Origin of the sequence: Marinimicrobium sp. UBA4509 (genome assembly GCF_002388575.1) — a bacterium.
Classification (GTDB): domain Bacteria; phylum Pseudomonadota; class Gammaproteobacteria; order Pseudomonadales; family Cellvibrionaceae; genus Marinimicrobium; species Marinimicrobium koreense.
In genome coordinates this window covers 4,306-5,766 of the sequence record NZ_DGMV01000074.1, presented here as the reverse complement: position 1 = coordinate 5,766, position 1,461 = coordinate 4,306, and the positions used below count along the sequence as shown (strand labels likewise).

General features: G+C 57.4%; 2 protein-coding genes. One reads left to right on the top strand and one right to left on the bottom strand.

What is annotated here, in order from left to right; genetic code table 11:
- On the bottom strand, positions 1-725 hold a 725-nt coding region (locus B3520_RS14120), incomplete at its 3' end, for a mannitol dehydrogenase family protein (RefSeq protein ID WP_286876328.1).
- A 214-nt stretch (positions 726-939) separates the two neighbouring features.
- Here B3520_RS14120 and B3520_RS14115 point away from each other — a divergent pair.
- Positions 940-1,461, top strand: a 522-nt coding sequence (locus B3520_RS14115; RefSeq protein ID WP_286876327.1) for a sugar kinase, incomplete at its 3' end; no start/stop codon positions are given.

Here is a 1,461-nt window from a genome sequence, read left to right as displayed (position 1 = left end):
TCCACGTGCTGACGATCGTCGTCGGTGGTCGCCGGAACAATCCGGTCGATCATGGTGCAGGGGAAGGTGGTATTACTACGAACCCACTGCGCCAGCTCGGGCGAGACCTGCTCGGCAAATTGATGCAGCGCCTTTTCCAACACCTGCCCATTATTGGGCAGGTTATCGCAGCTCAGCGCGGTAAAGCTGGGCACGCCGGCGTCCATTCGCGCTTTCAGTGCCGATACCAGATAACCGATGGCCGAGCGGGGCTTGTTCAGGTTCTCAAGATCATGCTGAATATCCGGGTTTTTCAGGTTGAGGTTGCCGGTGGCCGGATCGTGGCAATACCCTTTTTCAGTGACCGTCATCGAAACAATCTTGATGGCCGGATCGGCCATCACGGCGACCAGCGCCGATGGATCTTCCGGGCCCACCATGACTGCCTTCACGGCGCCGACGATCTGCAGCTTTTCGCTGTCGCTCGAGCGCTCAACGAGCGTGTACAGCCCGTCCTGGGGTGCGAGCTGCTCGCGCACCGTTGGCGAGCGAAGGCTGCACCCGATGATGCCCCAATCCCCGCCAAATTGATTCAGGACCGCTTCGGTATAAAAAGCCTGGTGGGCCCGATGAAAGGCCCCAATGCCCAGGTGGACAATACCGGCTTTCAGCGCCGAGCGATCATAGTTCGGGGTGCTCACGGAAGCGGGCACCTGCCCCAAAGTTTCATTGTTTAAACGTTTCATAACATCACTCTTTCTTTTGGTTGATAGGCAATTGTGAGTCAGGCTCTTCGCCGCTCTATGGCAGCGTTGTCAATCGTACTCACATTGGCAATCTCTCCCACTCGATGGTATATTTTCTGTTCACTGTCCTGCAATTGCCGCCATGGCATTCATGCCCCGTAGCGCGCGGCATAACCATTACAACATCAACGATCAACCAACAGGCATCCTCTTTATGGCACGTATAGCAGCAATTGGCGAAGTTATGGTGGAGCTTTCGCCTTATCCTACCGCGCAGGAGGAGACCCGCGAAATCATGGCGCTCTCCTACGCGGGCGACACCTACAATACCTCCGTCTACATGTCCCGCCTGGGGCTGGAAACCCACTATGTCACTCGCCTCGGGGATGATCCCTACAGTGAGCAGATCATCCAGCGGATGCACGACGAGGGTATCGGCACTGATATGATCGAACGGGCTGCCGGTCGTTCACCCGGGCTGTACATCATCCGTAACACCCCCGATGGCGAGCGGGAATTTTTCTACTGGCGCCGCGAAGCGCCCGCGCGCGAACTGTTTTCCGAGCCCAACGAAAGCGTGCGTCTGTACAACCAGCTGCAGGAGTTCAACGCGGTCTACCTGAGCGGCATCACGCTCGCCATCATGACCGATACCGCCCGGCAAAGCCTGTTCGATGCCCTCGCCAAACTGCGCGGCAAAGGGGTAAAAGTCATTTTCGACAGCAACTATCGCCCC